The organism is Acinetobacter faecalis, assembly GCF_034187745.1.
Taxonomy (GTDB): domain Bacteria; phylum Pseudomonadota; class Gammaproteobacteria; order Pseudomonadales; family Moraxellaceae; genus Acinetobacter; species Acinetobacter faecalis.
Genome location: NZ_JAXHPF010000009.1, coordinates 40586 through 58741, shown reverse-complemented (window position 1 = coordinate 58741; position 18156 = coordinate 40586). Strand labels below are relative to the sequence as shown.

Sequence of the window (18156 nt, the reverse complement as noted above, 5' to 3'; positions counted from 1 at the left end):
AATAAATGCAGAATTTGATTGTAGACCGCTACAATTGTTATTTTCTCAGTTATCTGTAATTTTTAATACACTTTTTGTTACATTTAAAGCAAAAGCGATAAAAATAACTTTTTATCGCTTTTTTAGTCTTCAAGTCAAATTAGTTTTTACCTGTATGACCAAAGCCGCCTGCACCACGTTCAGTTGCAACAAATTCTTCAACTAAATCGAATTGTGCTTGTACCACTGGAACAAGTACGTATTGAGCTAAACGCTCACCTGGCTCTAAAGTAAATGCAGTTTGACTACGGTTCCAAACAGAAACCATTAACTCACCTTGGTAATCTGAATCGATTAAACCAACAAGGTTACCTAAAACAATACCATGTTTATGACCTAAGCCTGAACGTGGCAAAATTACACCTGCAAAGTTGGTATCTTCAATATAAATAGAAAGACCTGTTTTTACCAAAACAGTTTGACCTGGTTCAATTACAGTTGCTTCATCTACACATGCACGTAAATCTAAACCAGCAGAACCTGCTGTTGCATATGTTGGCATTGGCCATTCGCCACCAAGACGTTTGTCGAGCACTTTAACTTGAACTTTCATGTTTTCTTTCCTATTCAATTAATTTATTAACGTTTAATCAGTGAACGTAAATTTTCTAAATACTGTTGAGCTTGTAACTTAGGATCTATATCACCTGCAAGTTTTTTCTTACGACCTAACCAATCTAACTCATCTTGCGGTAATTCATCTAAGAAACGACTTGGCGTCATTTGTTTCATTTGACCGCCAGCTTTACGCTGTTCTGCCAAAGTAATGGTTAAACCCTGACGCGCACGAGTAATCCCTACGTACATTAAACGGCGTTCTTCTTCAATAGTATCGGCAGCAATTGAGTTTTTATGCGGCAGAATTTCTTCTTCCAAACCAATTAAATACACATACGGAAACTCTAGACCTTTCGAAGCATGTAGCGTCAATAAATTTACTTTGTCTGTGTCTTCTTCTTCCTGCTGTTGCTCTAACATATCTAGCAACACCATTTTACGAATTACACTTTCAATATTTTTTTCATCAACATCTTCAGCACGGTTAATCAAACTTTGAATACTACTATATAAAACTTCAATATTATCGAGCTTAGTTTTTTCTTGTGCTGGCGTTGCCGCAGTTTCTTTAACATAGTCAATGTAACCTGCTTCTAGCATCATTTGGCGAATAATGGGTACAGGTTCATCGTCTTCAATTAGGTTACGGGTAAAGGTATTAATAAAGTCTGCAAACTCTGCAAGCTGTGTGGTGGCTTTTTTCGGAATTGCCATGGTTAAGCGTTGATCGCCTGCAGCTGCCAGTAAAGATAAATTACTTTCTTGTGCAAATAGACCTAACTTTTCAAGTGTTACAGGCCCAATCGCACGTTTTGGCGTATTAATAATACGTAAGAATGCACTGTCATCTTCAGGGTTAATAATGAGTCGTAAATAACTCATAAGATCTTTAATTTCGGCACGTCCAAAGAATGACTGACCGCCTGAAAGTTTATACGGAATTTGCATTTGACGAAGTTGTGTTTCTAGAACACGTGCTTGGAAATTTCCACGATACAAAATCGCATAATCTTTCCAGCTTTTACCATTCATCAATTTATGCGTAATTAGGTCTTTTACTACACGTTCTGCTTCATCGTCATCATTACGACAAGTAATAACACGAATCACCTCACCATGACCTTTATCTGACCATAATTTTTTGTCAAATAAATGCGGATTATTTCCAATAACCGTATTGGCTGCTCTTAAAATACGACTAGTTGAACGATAGTTTTGTTCTAATTTAACAACTTTTAAATTGGGAAAATCGGTCTGCAACAAAGCCATATTTTCAGGCTTTGCACCACGCCATGCGTAAATAGATTGGTCATCATCACCTACGGCAGTAAATTGCCCCATTACCCCTACAAGCAATTTCACCAAAATATATTGAGCTGTGTTGGTATCTTGATACTCATCGACCAAAAGATAACGAACACGATTTTGCCATTTATCTCGAACTTCTGCATTTTCTTGCAATAAACGCGCAGGCATAACAATTAAATCATCAAAATCGACTGCGTTATAAGCACGTAAGTTACGTTCATAAAGTTGATACAAATGCGCAAACTGAACATCTTCCTGAGTTTCACATGTGGTGTGAGCTTGCTCGGGCGGAATAAGATCATTTTTCCAATCTGAAATCATTTTCATTGCTTTCGCAATAAGTTCTTTGCTTTCCGCACCCGACAAATTATCGCGATGCATTAAATCCATCAAAATACGTTTGCAATCATCTGCATCTAAAATAGAAAAGTTATTTTTAAGCGGTGTATTTTTTAGCTCTAATCTGAGCAAATTCAAACCAAAGTTATGGAATGTCGAAACAGATAAACCTTTGGCTTCTTCACGCGTCATCAACTTTGTTACACGCTCTTTCATTTCACGTGCAGCTTTATTGGTAAACGTCATGGCTGTAATGCGATGCGATGGAATACCACAATGTTTAACTAAATATGCAATTTTGCGTGTAATTACAGATGTTTTACCTGAACCCGCCCCTGCAAGTACTAACAAGGGTCCTTGAGTGTATTTCATGGCTTCAAGTTGCTTGTCATTCAATTGACCTGCCAGCGACGACATAGTTTTTCCTCTTTTATATTCGATGTCGATTATAGACATCTCCCCTCAACTTTCATATTGAAAAAATTGAACGATTTATTTTTTATTTCTTGTTCAATAAAAAAACCACCCGAAGGTGGTTTTCTTTTGACTCAATAAAAATTATTGAGTTGCATAAACACTAATTTCTACACGGCGGTTTTGTTCACGGCCTGCAGGAGTAGAGTTGTCAGCGATTGGGTTAGCAGCGCCTTGACCTTGTGCATTAATACGAGTTGTAGAAACACCTTGTGAAGAGATGTAGCTAGCAACAGCTTGTGCACGAGCTTGAGACAATGGAATGTTGATTGAATCGTTACCAGTGTTATCTGTGTAACCAGTTACAAGAATCGCGCTCTTGTTATCTTCAGCCAATACTTGAGCAACTTTGTTTAAAGTTGAATAGAAGTTTGGTTTGATTGCAGATTTGTTTGTATCAAATGTAATGTTGCCCGGCATAATTAGGCCAACAGAACCATCTGGATTACGGCTTACATCAATACCTGAACCTGCAGTCGCTGCACGTAATTTTTTCTCTTTGTTATCAAGATACGCACCACCAACACCACCTAAAACTGCACCAATTGCTGCAGCACGGTTGTTTTGGCTAGAAGTATTTGCATTACCTTTAGAAACACCATAACCCGCTAAAGCGCCAACTACAGCACCAATCGCAGCTTTATCATATTCCACACCACCGATGTTATTACCTGTTGTTTGGCAACCAGAAAGAACCATTGCCCCAACTACTGCTGAAATTGCTAGTGCACGCATTTGCATGACTCCTATGTTAATGTTTTGTTGTCATCAAAAATAATGGAATAATTTTTGTAGTTAGACCATTGATTTTTTGTTAATAATAAGTGGTTTGATTACAATTTGTAATATTTATTTGAATTATTTGACTAAGTTCACCATATTTCCTACATAGTTGAACATTAAAGCTTTTCTATATGGTCAACTCGCTTTATATTTAGCTTAAACACTGCGCAAAAATGGTTTTATCCTAAGGATGAGATATGTCTGCATCATCGCAAAAACAACCTTTATTAAAAAAAATTACAACTGGTCTTACAGTCGGTACGGTTGTTACGGGAAGCACATTCTTCCATGGTCCACCTGTTCTTGCTTTAGGACTTACAAAATTATTTAAAAAATCACGTAAAGTTGATGAAACCAATATTCAAATTACCAATAGCTGGTTAACTGTAAATAATTGGTTAATTGACCACGTATTACCCAATACAGAATGGGATATTTCTGTAGATGACAACTTAGATTTAAACATGCAAGGTCGTTATTTAATGACATGTAATCATCAAAGTTGGGTCGATACAACGGTCAATCAATATTTTGGTTTAACACGTATGCCTTTGACTCGTTTCTTCACAAAATGGGAACTTATTTTCATTCCATTTGTTGGTCAAGCTTTCAAAATTTTAGGCTTCCCAATGATGAAACGTCATTCAAAAGAACAAATTGCAAAGAATCCTGAACTCAAATACAGAGATATTGAAGAAGCTCGAAAATCTTGCGAGCAACTTCTTAGTCAACCATTTACCTTACTCAATTATTTGGAAGGTACGCGCTATACGCCAGAAAAACATGCGCAACAAAAATCTCCATATAAGCATTTACTCAAGCCTAAAGCTGGTGGTTTAGCATTAGCTTTAAATATTTTAGGTAAAGATGTAGATGCCCTTGTTGATATGACTATTATTTACCCAAATGGTGCGCCAGGTTATGGCGAATTTTGGTTAGGAGATGTGCCAAAAATTGCGGTAAATTTACGTAAAATTGATATCCCTGAATGGGTTCATGGCGGAGATTATGAAGATGATCTAGAATATCGAGATCGTTTTCAAAAATGGGTTGATGACTTATGGGCGGAAAAAGACCAACTCATTGAAAAAATGAAACAAAATATTGCATCTGCGGAGTAGTTTTAAACAAAATGAGCATCAATGCGAATAAAAAGCAAATTAAACCAACTTTTAATTTTGTACGACAAGGTTCATGGGGCTGGAAAGTTGCGTTAGCTTATGACGTATTTATGATGTTTCTCATCATTATTAACCTCTTCTGCTTATCTGCAAATGCAATTTTAATGAGTGATTTTGGTGAATGGTTATTTAAAATCATTCAATTACCCGAAATTCTACAGTTTTATAAAAGTGAACTTCGGCCTTGGGTTGTTGTTACAGAAGGTTGGTTTGTTAGCTTTCTCATTATCGAACTTTTTGTTCGTTGGTTTATTGCCATTGTTTTAAAACAGCATCAACGTTGGTTCTTCTTCCCGTTTGTGCATTGGTATGAAATTTTAGCTATTTTACCGCAATTACGTTTTTTACGTTTATTACGTGCAGGTGTTATCGCCTATCAATTACATGATCATGGTTATAAAATTTTCCCTGCAAGTTGGTATAAACAAATTTACTTTTATTATAATTTAGTGATGGAAGAGCTTTCTAGTCGTATCGTTTTAACTGTTTTGAACGGCATTAAAACCGAACTGACAACAAGCACAACACATAAGAAACTCATTGAAAATGTGGTCAATCATCATAGAGAGTTGTTTGCTGTTGCTTTGGCAGATATTCTTCAAGATTCTTTAGGCAAAGAGTTACAGCAACATCGTCAACTTATTGCCAAAGATGTAGGTTTAATTGTAAATAAAGCCATTGAAGATACACCAGAACTTACTCAATTGCTTCGTCTTATTCCAATTGTTGGTGGTCGAATTGAGCAACAAATTCAAAGTATTGGACAGCGTCTAGGAGAAAATATTACACAAGGTTTAATTGATCCTTTTGCAACGAATCAAGCAAATAGTGAATTAACCAGTTATAAATATATCTCTGAACGCATTAGTAAGATACCATTTGAAAATAATACGCATATTGAACAGCTTGTAGAATCTGCCGTATTTGAAAGTTTGGAAGCCATTCAACAACAAGTTAAAGTGAAGCAATGGCAACAAATACTTGAAGAAAGTAAAACAAATAAAAATTGATCAAATGTGAAAAAAATGAAAACCGTGCTAGAGAAATCATTAAAATTGTTCTAGCATTTGCTCCACAAACAAATGTGCTTCGCCCCAAAATAAAGGTCAGAAGATTTAAGGAAAAAATATGGCTGAAATACGGATAAAAGGCAGAATGGTCAATGCAATTCGCATTAGCCTAGACACCAATGATCATGATGCTATCCGCAAGCAACTATCTCCAATGCTTGAAAAAACAGCACCTCAAGGTACGCTGGCTGTTATTGAAAGCTCAGTTGACCAAGAACTCATTGCGCTTATTCAATTATTAATAGACCTAGATTTACAACCAATGGCTGTAACAGAAGGTCCTTTAGCAGAACAAGCTCGTGCAATTCAGTTCCCTGTTCTTCCGCCAGACCGCCAAATGCAACAAGTTAAAGCAACAAAAGAACAAGTAGTTGAAGTAAAAGTAGATACTCCACCCGATCAAGTTCAAGAAGTTGCAATACTACCAACTGTTAAACATATAACGTCATACCATGATGAAATTTTACGTACAGGTCAAAGCCTTGTACAAAATGATGGTGATATCATTCTAAATAGTGGCATTAATAGCGGTTCTGAAGTAATTGCTTCAGGAAATGTACATATTTATGGTAGCGTCCGTGGTAGAGTTATCGCAGGTGCAGGTGGAAACCATGCAGCGCGTATTTTTTGTCACTCACTAGAAGCTGAACTAGTCTCTATTGCAGGAACATATTGTGTTGCAGACGACATTCCACAACATGTGCTAAAAAAAGCAGTTCATATATATTTAAATGATAATCAAGAGCTCGTATTTGACGCCTTGCAATTTTAATGTATAAATAAACACCAAAAAGCCCCAAACAATAGGGGAATTTGAAACCATTACAGGAGTGGATTCGGTGGCGAAAATTGTTGTCGTAACATCAGGCAAAGGTGGCGTAGGTAAAACTACAACTAGCGCATCATTTGCAACAGGCTTAGCTCAACGTGGCCACAAAACAGTTGTTATCGATTTTGACGTAGGTTTACGTAACCTAGATTTAATTATGGGGTGTGAACGTCGTGTAGTTTACGATTTCGTAAACGTATTAAATAACGAAGCTCGCCTACAACAAGCGCTTATTAAAGATAAAGACCTCGAAAATCTATTTATTTTACCCGCGTCACAAACACGTGATAAAGATGCCTTAACAGATGAAGGCGTTGCACGTGTAATGGATGAACTTTCACAAGAATTTGACTACATTATTTGTGATTCACCAGCAGGTATCGAACGTGGTGCAATCTTAGCGATGTATCATGCAGATGAAGCTATTATTGTAACGAATCCAGAAATTTCGTCTGTTCGCGACTCAGATCGTATTATTGGTATGCTTGATAGCAAAACCAAGAAAGTAGAGCAAAATGAAGGGCGTATTCGTAAACATTTATGTATTACACGTTTCAACCCTGAACGTGCAGACAAGCAAGAAATGTTAACAATTGACGATATCTCTAAAGATATTTTACGTATTCCAACACTTGGTGTAATTCCTGAGTGTAAAAGTGTCTTACAAGCATCTAACGAAGGTAAGCCTGTAATCTTATTTACAGAAGATGCTGCTGGACAAGCTTACGATGATTTAGTTGCACGCTTCCTTGGTGAAGATCGCCCTTACCGTCACATTACGGTTAAGCCTAAAGGTTGGTTAGCACGTTTATTTGGAGCATAAGATGGCTGGATTCTGGAGTAAGTTATTTAGTAGCGAAGAAAAACCATCTAGCGCTCAATTGGCGAAAGATCGTTTAAAAGTTATCGTTGCATCTGAACAAGGTCTTGGAAAACGTTTAAGCCAAGACAAAATTGATCAAATGAAAAAAGAAATCATGCAAGTGGTTAACCGCTATGTACGTGGTGTAGATGAACAACACATTCAAATGTCTGTGCGTTCTGAAGCAAACATTGAAATGCTTGAAATGAATATCAATTTACCTGAAGAGCGTTAATTTGATTTTTGATTAGTCAAGCAAATTGAATCAGGGCAAAATATGAGATAGTTTAGGAAATAATAAATTCCACTCTCGGAAAATATTTTGCCCTTTTTTATTGTTTAAAAGATTTCAAGGAGCTAGTAATGGCATTGTCTCAACCAGCAACGTTTAATGAAGAATGGTCAGATGAGCGTGTATTTGCCTATTTAACTCAGCTTCCTCCTGAAGGTGTAAATGCTGATTTTCACGTGTTATATCATGCATTCAAGCACATGCGTCCATTTGACTACACTCGCTTATTAACTCAGTTTGTTGCAGATGGTCGTGACGTAAATGCTACGAATCCTGAAGGTCAGCGTATTCACGACATTATTGCTGAATACCCTCGCCAAAGTGCAGAATTCTTAGAAGTTTTGGCAAAATTTGCTTAAAGACTTTTAAATAAAAAAGACCGCTAATTGCGGTCTTTTTTATTTAATATTTAAAAACTTAAAATTTATTTAGTAAAAATTAGATAGCCACCAAATAGACTAAATAATCCACCAACTAAACCGTCAATCCATCTTGTCGATTTTTGATATGCATTTTTAAAACTTGGTAAGGAAAAAATAAATACCACAAACATGAACCAAACAAAACTTTCTAATGTCACAATAGCCAATAATAAAGTATGTGATTCATTCAACACAGGATTTGCTAAGAACATTGAAAATACACTACCAAAATAAATCACAGCTTTCGGATTTGCTAAATTAGTAAATAAGCCTTGCAAGAAAAATCTCAAATTACTCTGCGGCAACTCAATTTCTTTTAATGGTGACGCTTCATCTTTCTTAGAAAATGCAGATTTGAGTAATTGATAGCCTAACCAGCATAAATAAAGTCCACCCAATACCAATAAAACTTTATGTAACCAAACAAACTTTTCAAGAATATAGTTAAGCCCCAACAAAGCAAATAGTGCCCATAAGAAAATGGCACATGTAATACCTAACACGACAAAAATAGCCTGCTTACGTGAACGACTCACAGCTGTTTGAGAGACAATAAAAAAATCTGGACCAGGACTAACCAAAGCACATAAATGAATAAAAAATAACGTCAATAAAGCCCACAACATTTTATATACTCACAATAAAAAAGCAGTTTGGATGAGCAAACTGCTTTTCGTTTATATTAAATTCAAAATTAAACGATTCAACTCAATAATAGAATTAGACCAAAATATCTCGCTTACCATTTGGCCCCATTGCACTCACAATACCACTTTCTTCCATTTGATCGATGATACGTGCAGCACGGTTATAACCAAGGCTAAATTTACGCTGTAACGACGATGTAGATGCTTTACGGGTTTCTAGTACAAATGAAACACATTGATCATATAAAGCATCTCGGTCTGAACCACCCTCTCCATCTTCAAAACCACGCGATGTTGGTTCTTCATCATAAGGTGTCAAAATCTCATCAATATAGTTTGGATCACCACGCTCACGCCATGCATCACAAATACGGTTGACTTCATCATCTGAAATAAATGCACCGTGTACACGCTCAGGTTCAATTTTACCTGGCCCAAGGAACAACATATCACCATGACCAAGTAAGTCTTCTGCGCCACCGCCATCTAAAATAGTACGCGAATCGAGCTTACTGTTTACACGTAATGCTGCACGTGTTGGAATATTGGCTTTAATTAGACCTGTAACAACATCAACTGTTGGGCGCTGTGTCGCAAGTAATAAATGAATACCCGCAGCACGAGATTTTTGCGCCAAACGTGTGATCATTTCTTCTGCTTTCTTACCCACCTGCATGATCATATCTGCAAATTCATCGGCAACGATTACAATTAAAGGCATTGGCTCTAATCGTGGTGCGCGATTTATTGTTGCAGTGTCATCCGGCTTCCACGTTGGATCAAGTAAATCTTCACCATTGGCAATGGCATCTTCAATTTTACTGTTAAAATCACTTAACTTACGTACTTTCATTAATGACATGAGCTTATAGCGTCGCTCCATCTCATTCACACACCAATTTAATGCATTAACAGCATCTTTCATATCTGTTACAACAGGCGTTAATAAATGCGGAATATCATTGTAGTTCGCAAGTTCGAGCTGTTTAGGGTCGATCATAATTAAACGCAATTGTTCAGGCGTATATTTCAATAACATCGACAATAACATTGCATTCACAGCAACCGATTTACCCGAACCAGTTGTACCTGCAACCAACATATGTGGCGCTTTTGCTAAATCGGCTAATACTGGATTACCCGAAATATCTTTACCCATTGCCATGCTGAGCAATGCATTTGGATCACGATATGCTGGTGTTTCAAGCAATTCAATTAAACGGACCATTTCACGTGTGCTGTTTGGAACCTCAATACCAATATACGGCTTACCCGGAATAACTTCGACAACACGTACCGAAGCCATAGACATAGAACGTGCTAAATCTCGTGAAATATTCGTGACTTTAGATGCTTTCACGCCAGGTGCTAAATCGAGTTCAAAACGAGTAACTACAGGCCCTGGTTGAGCCTCTATCACTTTTGCTTTAACGTTAAATTCTTGAAGTTTAATTTCAAGTAATTCAGATAAACGCGCCAATTGCTCCGCAGTAAAGTTCACCTTTTTATTCGGATCAACTTTATCTAAAATTTCTAAGCCCGGAAGTGTTGGTAAATCACGACGTTTTGCTGCCACTTGCATTGCTCGTGACATTGGTCGACCAAATGAATCTGTTAAAGGTGCATCTAAATCGAAGTCATCTTCTTTAAGTTCAGGTTCTTCAACAGCTACCCCACCTGTCGTGCCCTGCCAAGCTTCACGGAATGCATCTTTATTAGTGCTAATTAACTCTTTTTCATCTTCAGATACCAGCGGTGCTGTTTGCTGTAAATCTGTCTGAATTTGAGCTTTTACAAATGGGCTAGATTGCGCATAACTACTTGTTGTCGTTGTAGATTGTACTGTCGGCTGAACTTCTTTTGTTTCGTCTAACAAGAAATCATCTAAACTATCAAAATCATCAAGTGCAATATGTGTAGTTGCTGCTGTAGAAACCACATTTGAAGCTGTTTGAGTCGCTAAAGATGCAACTGATGCTACAGGAGAACTTACATTTTCCTGAACAATAAAATCTGCACGATTGTCTACATATTTATCTGAATTACTATCTACATGGCTATCCGCATGATTAAATGGCGTATGAACGTCTGTTGCAGTTTTAGCACTTGGAACAGCTGCTAATAACTCATCAAAGATTTCATCATCATCCCAATTAATATTTTGCTTATTCGATGTAGGTTGATACGCATCAACAGGTGTTGTTTGATGTGCTTGAGTTTCATAACCTTGACGAATATCTTGCGATGCTTTTAACAGCTCATTAATATCATTTTTATGCTTTTGTTCTGAGTCATCATGAATCGCACGCCAAACTTCACCAGTTTCAACAACTTTAGGACTTTCTTGTTCTTGCTGATGAGCTTTTTCAAGTTCTCGTTCGAGTTCTAATTCGTCGTCTTTATCAAATTGAGAAGCATATTTTTGATTTTGTTGTTGTTCAAATCGAGATTGATCTTCTCGTTCTTCACGGTCAACCATATCTTCAAATAAGCGATTTGCAGCAGCATCATTCATTACGGTAGATGCAACAGCAATTGGAGCTACAGCAACATTTTCTTGAATTGGCGTTGGTGATGGCACTGTATTTTGATTTTTTTCTTCATTTACTTGAATCGGTTTATGGCTGAAATTGGTTTCAGCTTCAGGTGCATTTCTATAGAACAAATCTTGCATATAAGCAGGAATTGCTTTTATTGTGCTCCATGTTTTATTCCATTTAACGCCAAATGCAAGTGTAAATAAAACAACCCAAAACACTATTAAAAATAAACTCGCACCATAAATGGTTAAAAGCGAAGAAAGGCTTTGACCTAATTCATAACCAATAATACCGCCAGATGCATTTTCAAGCGTATCTGCGGGTACATTCCAGAATAAGTACAAAATACTTGATGTCGATAAAATAATAAAAAATTGTGCCGCATAACGAAATGGCTTATTTAAAAAGCTTCGTGGCCACCACAATTGAATTGCCTCAATAAAAAAGTACAAAGGCACCAATAAACTTGCCCAGCCTAAAAAGCCGAACAACAAATCTGCAAGCCAAGCCCCAACCACACCACTTGCATTCGAAACGGTTTGCGTGTCGCTAGAAACATGCATCCAACCCGGATCAAACGGTGTATAAGTTACTGTTGCAAGGAACAGATAAATCCCAAATGAGATTAAAAATAATGTGATTATAAAGCGTTGTGCATATGCACTCGACACCGCTGTCATAGACTATCCTGTAACCAATTATTCATCGTATTTTTTTTCGCAGACCCAATTCAGATCTACAGATAATTAACTTTATATTATGCACCTGTTCATAAAAAAAAGATGCAAGATAATGTGAGTATGTGTTTAAGATGATTCTATATAGTTCAAATCGATTTATATGATCAATAATATCGACTTTAATCTCACACAACTGTTATACAGTTTCACGTATAATTTCACAAATTTCTAAATAAAAAAGGATGCAACAGATGAGCGCTCGTCACTCACGTTTGGTTATTCTTGGCTCTGGTCCTGCTGGATATAGCGCAGCAGTTTACGCAGCGCGTGCCAATCTTAAACCAACACTTATTGCTGGCTTACAACTTGGTGGTCAATTAACAACGACAACTGAAGTAGATAACTGGCCAGGTGGCGTTGAAGGCTTAACAGGCCCTGCCCTTATGGAGCAAATGCAAGCGCATGCTGAACGTTTTGGTACTGAAATTGTTTATGACCATATCAATGAAGTAGATTTAAGCGTACGTCCTTTTGTACTTAAAGGTGATATGGAAGAGTTCACATGTGATGCGCTTATCATCTGTACAGGTGCTACAGCACAATATTTAGGTCTTGAATCTGAAGCGAAATTCATGGGGCAAGGTGTAAGTGCTTGCGCAACTTGTGATGGTTTCTTCTACAAAAACCAAAAAGTAATGGTTGTGGGCGGTGGTAATACTGCTGTTGAAGAGGCACTTTACCTTTCAAACATTGCATCTCATGTAACACTAGTTCACCGTCGTGACACTTTACGTTCAGAGAAAATTCTACAAGATCATCTTTTTGCAAAAGAAAAAGAAGGCAAAATTAGCATCATTTGGAATCACCAAGTTGAAGAAGTAATTGGCGACAACACAGGTGTAACGACTGTACGTCTTCGATCTACAAAAGATGAATCAACTCAAGATGTAGATGTAACAGGTCTTTTTGTTGCAATTGGTCATAAGCCAAATAGCGAAATGTTTGATGGTCAATTACAACTTCGTGATGGTTACATTCAAGTGCAAAGCGGTACAGCAGGTAATGCAACTCAAACTTCAATTCCTGGTGTATTTGCAGCAGGTGATATTGCAGATAGCATTTACCGCCAAGCAATTACATCAGCGGGTTCAGGTTGTATGGCTGCGCTAGATGCAGAGAAATACCTCGATGCATTAGGTGAATAATCAATTAATTCAGAAATTTAACCACCTTCGGGTGGTTTTATTTTATTCAAAATTCCGCTATAACTCTTAAAATAAAATATTATAAGAGAAATATAATGACAACAAATTGGACAAATGGATATTAAACAGAAGTAAATTACACATATGGTTATTACAAAGAGTTAAGCTCAAACTATCAAATTTTTTGTTTACTACTTAGTGGTATAGACACGCCAGATAACACTCAAGAGCAAAATCATTGTGAATTAGGTTTTGGGCAAGGTGTAAGTGTAAATGTACATACTGCATCAAATTTAGGGACCTTTTACGGTACAGACTTTAATCCTGCACATGCAGCACATGCCAATATTCTTGCTGAAAAAGCAAAAACAAATCATTATTTTTATGATGCTAGTTTTTTAGTTACAACTGCTTGACTGGCTGGGCTGCAAATATGCCTATTCGTGAACTGTTCTATAGCCATTTTAAATTTAATAGTAAAAGTCATAACCCAGTTCAAAAAGTTAAAGACTTATTAGATTTTAGCGAAGCTTTACTCCTTCAAGAGCCAACATTCGCAATTAGAAACCAAAATGCATTACAAAAAGGTGCAAGAACTAAAAAAGCAGAATCCAAATTATTTAATTCACGAATATTTAAACCAAGATTAGCAATGTTTTTCTTTTCAGCAAGTCATTAAAACCTTAGAAGATATTAAATTATCCTATGCAAGTCCTAGCGACCTGAACGTACACCTAGACAATATTAATTTTAGTGACCAACATCAAAATTTTATTAATTCTATTGAACATCCTATTTTTAAAGAACAGTGTCGAGATTACTTTGCAAATATCCAATTTATATGTGATTTATTTGTTCGAGGTAAAAATACGTTAACTCCCCTACAAATTAGGGAAAAGTTAAGAAAAATATCTTTTTTACTTTTAACATCACCAGAGCACATTACAACAACAATTCAAGGATCTCTAGGTCAATTTAATTTAATTCAAGAAATCTACAAACCAATCGGTGAATATTTCCAAAAAAATAACTATCCACCTGTAACGCTAGCCGAAATAGAAAACAATATTACCGAGCTCAACTATAATCAAATTTCAAATGCACTAACCATTTTATGTCATTTAAATATTACTCAACCTTGTTTCAATGAGCCGACCGATCTTATTTTGAAACAATTACAGGACTTTAATTTATATACACTTGAACAAGCAAGTTTCCATCAAAAATACCAAGTATTAGCAAACCGATACTCAGGCATCGGTATTACCGCTGACCATTTCTCTCAATTATTTTATCCTGCACATTTTATTGATAAATTAAAAACAGCAAAACAATTTGCAGAATATGTTTATAAAAACTTGCTTAACTTGAATTTACTCGTCCTCAATGAAAAAGGTGAGCTCGTAAAAGACAAGGCTGAAAGCTTGAAAATCATTCAGAAAAAAGCGCAAACTTTTATCGATTCAGACAAAATTAAAATTGTACAAATCTTAAAGCTTTTTGCTTAATCGTTAACATCATCTACAAGATCGGCTAATATAAAATCTGATTTTGTAGATGATTTCTCTTATGCTTCCACCTTCACAATTTATCTTCCCCAATCCAACTGAAGTCGATCCAGATGGAGAAGGACTAATTTGTATTGGTGCAAATTTATCAGCTTCTACACTTTATGAAGCTTATACACATGGACTATTTCCTTGGTTTTCCGAAGGAGAGCCTATTTGTTGGTGGAGTCCAGAACCTCGCTGTATTATCGATCCTAAACAATATCAGCCGAGTAAATCACTCATTCGAAATATGAAAAAATTTGATTATCAAATTACAGTTAATCATGCTTTTGAAAAAGTGATTCGCTCATGCTCTCTCCCCCGCAGCTACGCAAAGGAAACGTGGATTAGTGAAGATATCATTCAGGCTTATTGTGACCTTTTTAATGTAGGTTATGCTTATAGCATTGAAGTTTGGGATAACACCAAACTTGTAGGTGGACTTTATGGAGTAAACATTGGTTTAGGATGTTTTGGGGAATCAATGTTCAGTACTCAAACTGATGTCTCAAAAATGGCATTTTATGTTCTTATGCTCATTGGTAAAAATAATAATTTACCATGGATAGACTGCCAACTTGTTAATGATCACTTACTTAGCCTTGGTGCAGGTACAATTTCTCGTCAAGATTATTTAAAATCTTTACAAGAAGTTATAAAGCAACCGCAAATAGATTGGCAAACTTATAAAGACAGTGTATTTTCAAGTAAAACAATAGCGCTGAATAATGATTTATTCAAATGATAATTAAGAGGGATCTTTATGAATTCGTATCAACCGAAATCCCTACTCAATGAATTGCAGTACTACATCACACCACCACACGATTGTAGCTACCTCGACAATAAAACTTCTCGCATGGTGTTTTTAGACCCTACGCATAAAATTGATGTTGTCACGCTTTCTGAATTATCTCGCGTTGGCTTTAGACGTAGTGGTGATTTTACATATCGCCCCGAATGTAATTTATGTCGTCAATGCATATCTTCTAGAGTTCCTGCCAAAGAATTTCAAATGAATAGTATTCAAAAAAAGGCCTGGAAAAAAAACCAAGATTTAGATATCAATATTATTTCTACGCATCAAGCTACAGATGAACATTACAAGCTTTATGAAAGATATATCAACGAACGTCATGCAGATGGCGATATGTTTCCACCGACACAAGAACAATTCGAAAAGTTTTTAGTCCTCAGTTGTACTGAAAGTATTTTTATTGAATTTCGCTTAAACGAAAAACTTATTGCTGTTTCTACTTGTGACCAACTTGATGACGGTCTATCTGCTGTTTATACTTTTTTTGAACCATTAGAAAGTAAGCGTTCTTTAGGAACTTTTGCCGTTTTAAAACAAATTGAATATGCAACGAATTTAGGTCTAGATTACGTATACTTAGGCTATTGGGTACCGCATTCGAATAAAATGAATTACAAATCTCAATTCATTCCTTTAGATTTATTATTAGATGGTCAATGGCGACGACTAAATCGCACATTAACCAATGAAGAAATTTTACAACTGGGTAATTCACTTATGACTACATTACCTACAGGTTGGAATCATCCAGTAATTAAATAATTGCTAACAAATGAATTTATTTAAATAATTTAGAAAAATCATCTGTACATGATTTCACCATAATTACGGCATGCTCTTTTGTGCCATCAGTATTTGGATAATAATTTTTACGTAAGTCTATTTGATGAAAACCAGATTTCTCATATAAACCAATTGCCGCCGCATTACTTTCACGCACTTCTAAAAATATCTGCACGGGGTCATTTTTAAGTAATGAGATGGATTCATCTAAAAGCTTATATCCAATCCTCTTTCCTTGCTGACTTGGATGAACAGCCATAAGCAAAAGATTCGCTTCATCTAATACAGGCTGTAAAATACAAAATCCAACAACCTGACCATTTTCTTCATAAACCGTACTTTGATAAGCACTTACAGAATCTTCAAATTGTTTTCTTGTCCAAGGATGGCTTTGTACAAGGTTTTCAATTTGTGTAACCGAATCAACATCTGATTCTTGCATCAAACGAAACATTATTCGTGCTGCTATATTTAAAATAATGAACAAATTATAGAGTTTTTAAAAATGAAAGCGAATATCAAGGCAAAAAAAGCGCCTCAAAGAGGCGCTTTTTTCACACAATCAGCGATTATGCAGTTACTTTAGCAACTACACCAGCACCAACTGTACGACCACCTTCACGGATCGCAAAACGTAGACCTGGGTCCATTGCGATTGGGTGGATTAATTCTACTGCCATTTCTACGTTGTCACCAGGCATAACCATTTCAACGCCTTCTTGAAGAGAGATAGCGCCAGTTACGTCAGTTGTACGGAAGTAGAACTGTGGACGGTAACCGTTAAGGAATGGAGTATGACGACCACCTTCTTCTTTAGAAAGTACGTATACTTCTGCGTCAAATTTAGTATGCGGCTTGATTGCACCTGGTTTAGCAAGTACTTGACCACGTTGAACGTCTTCACGTTTAGTACCACGAAGAAGAACACCACAGTTCTCGCCCGCACGACCTTCGTCAAGAAGTTTACGGAACATTTCTACGCCAGTTACAGTTGTTTTAACTGTATCTTTAATACCAACGATTTCAACTTCTTCACCAACACGTACAATACCAGTCTCAACACGGCCAGTTACTACTGTACCACGACCTGAGATAGAGAATACATCTTCGATTGGCATAAGGAATGGAAGATCGATAGCACGTTCTGGCTCTGGAATGTAAGAATCTAGAGCTTCAACAAGAGCTACTACAGCTGGTTCGCCGTATTGACCTTGGTCACCGTTAAGTGCAGCTAAAGCTGAACCACGGATGATTGGAGTATCATCGCCAGGGAAGTTGTAAGCAGAAAGAAGTTCACGAACTTCCATTTCTACTAATTCAAGTAATTCTTCGTCATCTACAAGGTCGCATTTGTTTAAGAATACAACGATGTAAGGTACGCCTACTTGGCGAGAAAGAAGGATGTGTTCACGAGTTTGTGGCATTGGACCATCAGTCGCAGCACATACAAGGATCGCGCCATCCATTTGAGCAGCACCAGTAATCATGTTTTTAACATAATCGGCGTGACCTGGACAGTCTACGTGTGCGTAGTGACGAATTACTGAATCATATTCTACGTGTGAAGTATTAATTGTAATACCACGTGCTTTTTCTTCAGGTGCAGAGTCAATTGCAGCGTAGTCTTTCGCTTCGCCACCAAAAGTTTTTGCACATACAGTTGCAATTGCAGCTGTTAAAGTTGTTTTACCATGGTCGACGTGACCAATTGTGCCCACGTTAACGTGTGGCTTATTACGTTCAAACTTAGCCTTAGCCATGAGATCTTCCTTTTTAA

At 36.7% G+C, this 18156-nt stretch carries 16 protein-coding genes and 1 pseudogene; 10 read left to right on the top strand and 7 right to left on the bottom strand.

From position 1 onward, the window contains the following. Positions 1–139 precede the first annotated feature (139 nt). The 3 genes from dut to SKM54_RS10420 form a co-directional block, all read right to left on the bottom strand. A complete protein-coding gene (gene dut, locus SKM54_RS10430; RefSeq protein ID WP_321095297.1) occupies positions 140–592 on the bottom strand; it encodes a dUTP diphosphatase in 453 nt (150 codons plus the stop codon). A gap of 26 nt (positions 593–618) precedes the next feature. Next, complete coding sequence (locus SKM54_RS10425; RefSeq protein ID WP_154772385.1) at positions 619–2661, bottom strand: UvrD-helicase domain-containing protein; 2043 nt, start codon at positions 2659–2661, stop codon at positions 619–621. Positions 2662–2802: 141 nt separating this feature from the next. After that, positions 2803–3453 (bottom strand): OmpA family protein, encoded by a 651-nt coding sequence (locus tag SKM54_RS10420; RefSeq protein ID WP_154772384.1) that lies wholly within the window; start codon positions 3451–3453, stop codon positions 2803–2805. 245 nt (positions 3454–3698) lie between these two features. On the opposite strand from SKM54_RS10420, the gene SKM54_RS10415 reads away from it, so the two are divergent. The 6 genes from SKM54_RS10415 to SKM54_RS10390 all read left to right on the top strand — a co-directional run bounded on the left by SKM54_RS10415 (position 3699) and on the right by SKM54_RS10390 (position 8094). Beyond that, positions 3699–4622, top strand: a complete 924-nt coding sequence (locus tag SKM54_RS10415) for an acyltransferase (protein ID WP_321092167.1) — start codon at positions 3699–3701, stop codon at positions 4620–4622. An 11-nt stretch (positions 4623–4633) separates the two neighbouring features. Beyond that, positions 4634–5692 carry a preprotein translocase subunit SecA gene (locus tag SKM54_RS10410; RefSeq protein ID WP_321088739.1) on the top strand — a complete coding sequence of 353 codons (1059 nt, stop codon included), beginning with the start codon at positions 4634–4636 and terminating at the stop codon, positions 5690–5692. Between the two features lie 118 nt (positions 5693–5810). Then, on the top strand, positions 5811–6524 hold the full coding sequence (minC, locus tag SKM54_RS10405; protein ID WP_321095296.1) for a septum site-determining protein MinC: 714 nt from the start codon (positions 5811–5813) through the stop codon (positions 6522–6524). A 67-nt stretch (positions 6525–6591) separates the two neighbouring features. Then, positions 6592–7404, top strand: coding sequence for a septum site-determining protein MinD (minD, locus tag SKM54_RS10400; RefSeq protein ID WP_171501238.1), 813 nt, complete (start codon positions 6592–6594; stop codon positions 7402–7404). A 1-nt stretch (position 7405) separates the two neighbouring features. Continuing rightward, complete coding sequence (gene minE, locus SKM54_RS10395; RefSeq protein WP_154772380.1) at positions 7406–7678, top strand: cell division topological specificity factor MinE; 273 nt, start codon at positions 7406–7408, stop codon at positions 7676–7678. A gap of 128 nt (positions 7679–7806) precedes the next feature. After that, complete coding sequence (locus tag SKM54_RS10390) at positions 7807–8094, top strand: PA4642 family protein (protein WP_154772379.1); 288 nt, start codon at positions 7807–7809, stop codon at positions 8092–8094. Between the two features lie 65 nt (positions 8095–8159). Here SKM54_RS10390 and SKM54_RS10385 read toward each other — a convergent pair whose 3' ends face one another. Both SKM54_RS10385 and SKM54_RS10380 read right to left on the bottom strand, forming a co-directional pair. Then, positions 8160–8783, bottom strand: coding sequence for a LysE family transporter (locus tag SKM54_RS10385; RefSeq protein ID WP_321090275.1), 624 nt, complete (start codon positions 8781–8783; stop codon positions 8160–8162). A gap of 94 nt (positions 8784–8877) precedes the next feature. After that, a complete protein-coding gene (locus tag SKM54_RS10380; RefSeq protein ID WP_321095295.1) occupies positions 8878–12024 on the bottom strand; it encodes a DNA translocase FtsK in 3147 nt (1048 codons plus the stop codon). A 251-nt stretch (positions 12025–12275) separates the two neighbouring features. On the opposite strand from SKM54_RS10380, the gene trxB reads away from it, so the two are divergent. The 4 genes and pseudogenes from trxB to SKM54_RS10360 all read left to right on the top strand — a co-directional run bounded on the left by trxB (position 12276) and on the right by SKM54_RS10360 (position 16358). Further along, entirely contained in the window at positions 12276–13229 is a 954-nt protein-coding gene (trxB, locus tag SKM54_RS10375; RefSeq protein ID WP_154772376.1) for a thioredoxin-disulfide reductase, read from the top strand. Between the two features lie 95 nt (positions 13230–13324). Further along, positions 13325–14737, top strand: a pseudogene (locus SKM54_RS10370) (methyltransferase regulatory domain-containing protein). A gap of 61 nt (positions 14738–14798) precedes the next feature. Next, positions 14799–15524, top strand: coding sequence for a leucyl/phenylalanyl-tRNA--protein transferase (gene aat / locus SKM54_RS10365; RefSeq protein WP_321095294.1), 726 nt, complete (start codon positions 14799–14801; stop codon positions 15522–15524). An 18-nt stretch (positions 15525–15542) separates the two neighbouring features. Continuing rightward, the gene (locus SKM54_RS10360; protein WP_154772374.1) at positions 15543–16358 is read left to right on the top strand and encodes an arginyltransferase; all 816 of its coding nucleotides are present in this window, start codon (positions 15543–15545) and stop codon (positions 16356–16358) included. Positions 16359–16374: 16 nt separating this feature from the next. Here the strand turns inward: SKM54_RS10360 and rimI are convergent, their stop codons facing one another. Further along, positions 16375–16833: a ribosomal protein S18-alanine N-acetyltransferase gene (rimI, locus tag SKM54_RS10355; RefSeq protein ID WP_154772373.1), complete on the bottom strand. Its 459-nt coding sequence runs from the start codon at positions 16831–16833 to the stop codon at positions 16375–16377. 115 nt (positions 16834–16948) lie between these two features. After that, positions 16949–18139, bottom strand: coding sequence for an elongation factor Tu (gene tuf, locus SKM54_RS10350; RefSeq protein WP_154771964.1), 1191 nt, complete (start codon positions 18137–18139; stop codon positions 16949–16951). Between the last annotated feature and the right edge of the window lie 17 nt (positions 18140–18156).